The 4,413-nt window shown below is 45.3% G+C and carries 4 protein-coding genes; all 4 read right to left on the minus strand.

Features of this window, described 5'->3' with window-relative positions:
• Positions 1–772 (minus strand): ice-binding family protein (locus JF818_RS01580; protein WP_198890241.1); only part of this gene is annotated, 772 nt, incomplete at its 3' end.
• A gap of 128 nt (positions 773–900) precedes the next feature.
• Complete coding sequence (locus tag JF818_RS01585) at positions 901–2,238, minus strand: ice-binding family protein (protein ID WP_198890242.1); 1,338 nt, start codon at positions 2,236–2,238, stop codon at positions 901–903.
• Between the two features lie 250 nt (positions 2,239–2,488).
• Positions 2,489–3,853: an ice-binding family protein gene (locus JF818_RS01590; protein ID WP_198890243.1), complete on the minus strand. Its 1,365-nt coding sequence runs from the start codon at positions 3,851–3,853 to the stop codon at positions 2,489–2,491.
• 353 nt (positions 3,854–4,206) lie between these two features.
• On the minus strand, positions 4,207–4,413 hold a 207-nt coding region (locus JF818_RS16290; protein ID WP_233065415.1), incomplete at its 5' end, for a hypothetical protein.

A 4,413-nucleotide genomic window follows, 5' to 3' on the forward strand; every position in this document is an offset into this window, starting at 1 on the left:
GGCCAGGTTCAATCGTAGTTGAGCCAATTTCACCTGCACCTAGATTCAGGATTGCATCGGTGGATCTTCCAGCAGCATCTGTGTATGCATTCAACATATCTTCCACTGCAGTGGTGAGGTTGATGTTTGTAGGAGGCACCATATCAGCAGCATAGAGAGATCCACTTACCAGGGTAGATGTGGCATATCCAGTTGCATTGGTGAGAGAGAATCCAGTGAAAAATGAGGTGGCAGCCGGACTCAATCCTAGATTACCGGTAATATCTGTTACGCCTGTGGTCGTAACTGTGGTTTTCGCAAGGATTACATAGTTGGCTGCAGTTCCTAACATTACCGGAGCTGGGCCAGCACCTGCTGATGCAGTCGTGAAAGACCATTGCTTTGCATCTGCCATCATTGTACCTTCAATATTTTTTACTCCTGTTGTCAGTATTGCTGAATAAGGAGTTGAATAATCCAGATTTGCTGAAGGCGCAAAAATGGCGGTCTTGGAAGGTGCATCATAGGTAATTTTGCCCAGGACGTCAGTCCCTCCGTTGCTTAGCGTAAACGTTGCAGTGGTAAGACTTGCAGCGTCCACTGAATCGTCGAAGATTGCAGTAATGGTACCGTTGCTGGATACTCCTGTTGCACCATGCAGTGGAAAGGTGGAATCCACTGTCGGTGGATTCTGTGAACTGATAGCTGCATTACATCCTATGAATGTAACCGAGACGATGATTAAAGCGAGCATCACTAGCAAGTAACGCTTAAAAATGTTGTTTGTTTTCATTGAAATCCTCCAGATTTCCTGTAAAGAAGGTGATGATGGCTTTCATTCTCTTACGTAAAAAGCTCACCAATCGAAAAGGGAATCAGGCACTGAGAGGTACATCCCCTGCAGTGCCATCGTCCGTTAGTTTATAGAATTACCGGTTCCACTACTGTCGCCGCATCAAGCGTGACCTGTGTTTGTGCCAGCAATCTTCCATTGACCGATGATCCGGTCTGGAGGATGATTTGGGTCTTCCCTAAGATAATCCCCTCCATATGGGCACCGGCTCCCAAGGTCACATCATCCGTAACCTGCCAGAATACGTTCTCTGCAAGTGCACCGCCGGTAAGTAGGACAGTCACATCACTGGCAACGTCAAGCTTACCAGAAATTTGGAATATCCAAACTTCATCCTCACCACCGTTCAATGTAAGGTCATCTCCAATCCCAACAGCTGAAGTCCACTTATATAGAGCAGGAGGCAGGACTTTACCACCGATAGCACCAGTAGCATAATTCAAGTAATTCGGGTCTACCCGGCCTGCAGCATTGGTATATGCTGTTTCCACATCTGATACTGCTGCAGTTAGCTCCGTGGGAACAGGAATAGCCATGTCAGATGCATAGAGCTTCCCGGTTACCAAATCTGAGGTAGCATAGCCTGTTGCATTGGTAAGGGAGAATCCAGTAAACGCTGAGGTGGCAGCTGGACTTAATCCAAGATCACCAGTAATAGCTGTAGCACCCGTGGTAGACACTGCACTTTCAGCCAAGATTACATAATTATCTGCCGTTCCTAGAGGTACTGTTGCCAACAGAGCATCAGTTGTTTCAGGGAATACCGCTGTCACTACACCACTATCCACGGCGTTGGTTGTTGTCGCTCCCAGTACGGTAAAGGAGTTAGATGCAATACCGCTAAGGGTATAGCCGGTTTTGGCCGTCAACGTAATGGTAGCTGTGTACACAGTTGAAGCTAAATATGGACTGTCCGCAGGATCCCATGAAATGGTTGCAGTATATTGGTCAGTTGCAGGCACATCTGTGTCTGGAGTTGCATCTCTTGCAGGTAAAGTCACCCCAGAGATCTCTGTAAGGTTGATCGCTACTGGTCCACTCGGCACAGTAACAGTAAGGGCAAGGGTTCCTTCAATTTCTGAACCATCGTTTGCTATGGCTTTAACCGTAACGGATCCAGCACTGGTTGCTGAGAGCAAACCAGACTCACTAATTGTTGCAGTACCGGTCCCATCAATTACCGACCAAGTTACACTCATATCGAGTGCATCGGCTGGAAGGACCGCCGCGCTCATTTGCAATGTCTCACCATTTGCGACAGATGTTGCATCTGAGGCTCCCGTGACAGTAATACCCGTCACCGAGGTAGGTGGTGCGGTATCGTTCGAACACCCTACGGCGACCGAAAGAATACCGATTATTGCAAAAAGGAAAACATACTTTGTTAAGTTTTTACATGTATTCATTGAAATCCTCCTGATTCCTTGTGAATTTTAGAAGGGGCATAGTTACATACTCCTATCAGATCACATACCTGAAGCCACCAGAGGACTTCAAATGCCTCCTATACCCTTCTTTGTAAGGGGGAAATATCGATATGCTGTGCTTTTCCGGATTGAAGGAAAATAGGATTTTCCACATGCCCAGATAAGCCTGTTTCCAATAAAGAGCTCCAGCATCGGGGATTGCTACATCCCCTATGCAGTCGTAATAGGTTTACAGCGGCGTAACTGTTGCTGTATCCAAGGTGACTTGGGTTTGAGCCAACAATTTTCCATGAACCGAAGAACCTGTTTCCAGAACAATCTGGGTCATACTCATGAGAATTCCCTCAAAGTGAGCACCAGTTCCTAGTGTTGCGATTCCCGCCACTTGCCAGAAGACATTCTTCGCCTGGGCTCCGTCAGCCAGAAGGACCTTAGCACCACTGCTGGCAGTCAGGTTGTCCGCAATCTGGAAAATCCAAACATCGTTTACCCCACCCTGTAGAGTGATATCTGTTGCCATAGTGACCACAGTTTCCCATTTATAAATACCAGGGGTAAAAGTCTGTCCTCCGATTATTCCCTCAGCAGATTCTGAGACGATTGCGTAATCAACTCTTCCTGCAGCTTCAACATATGCTGTTTGTATATCGGATATTGCTGTAGTCAATGTAGAAGGAGTTGGTTCCTGCATATCTGCGGTGTAGATGTTTCCTGTCACATATGAGGATGTTGCTGAGGTTCCATCAAGCGCAAGTATTTCGGAAAAACCCGTAACATCAGCAAGGGATTGAGGACTTACACCGATATCACCGGTAATAAGTGTGTTACCTGTTGTGGTAATTGCAGATTTTGCCAAGATGCTGAAATTGGATGCTGTACGCAGATTGATGGGTGCAGGACCTTCTCCAGCCAGAACTTCACTTGTTGTGGTAAAAGTCCACACCTTGTCTTCAATCAATCCCACCGTTGCGGCATTGGTAACGGCTTGCTTTATTCTTACTGTATATTCAGTGTCATAGAGAAGATCAGCATCAGGATTGAAAGATACAGTCTTACTCTCCGCACTATAACTCACCGCTCCTGTAATATCACTACCTAATGCACTTACGATAACATTGAGGGAGGTCAGCGTCGAAAGATCCATGATTTCATTGAAGGAACCTTCAATATTCGTAGTAATAGAAACCCCGGTATCTCCATCGAGAGGGAACAACGAAGAAACATAAGGTTGTCCATTTACCAATATCTGTAGGGAACCTTCTTCGGCGGATGCATCATTGGAGGAAGCGATAACTTTCACGATTCCTGCGCTGGTACCAGTTAATAGACCTGTCGGACTGATGGTCGCTGTACCGGTTTTATCTATAACTGACCAGGTAACGCTCGTATCAGATGCATTCAGAGGAAGGACATCCACAATCATCTGGAGAGTTGACCCACCAAGTACAGTGGTCGCATTCCCCTCACCAGTGACCGTGATATCACTCACCTGTATTGGGTGAACAACAGTATCTGAACACCCCCACATGAAAAAGATAGTGACAATCATTGCAATGCCAATGGACAATTTCGTAAGCTTGGAATTTGTGTTCATGAATAACCTCCTGATTACTTATGACTCTGAAAACAAGTCGTAACATTTCGATGTAAACTTCAAGGGGAGTTCCTCAAGAGATTTTACGTATAGCCTTTCCTTTCAGGACCTTACGTTATTGATTCCTTGTGTTGCTCATATCTATGGGTGATTTATTCCTGTTGCAGCATCGAGAAATTCCAAAAGGTTAACCGTTGGCAGCACAATGCGGTATAGTATACTGATTCCGACGGTAACCGTTCCCACGATGGGTTTTGGATAGTTCTCTGGATTTACTCAGCTACTATTCGCCATATAGTTGTTTGCTATAGTTTTAAGAACAAACCAATTGAATGTAGAATGTGTATTTCTTATTACATTCGCAGGGTTGAAAAGAAATTCCCAGTAATGTATGTACGGTCAACGAAGTAATCCATGGAATCAATATCCATATGCTCCGATGCATAAGATGAGGTATATACTAAATTAATTATAGGATTCACGATCAGCATGTAGGTTGTAAACCTACTACCAGGGGTTTGATGAAATTCGTGCCAACGCGATGTTTCAAGATCCTTGTC

Source organism: Sphaerochaeta sp. S2, from assembly GCF_016406725.1.
GTDB lineage: Bacteria > Spirochaetota > Spirochaetia > Sphaerochaetales > Sphaerochaetaceae > Sphaerochaeta.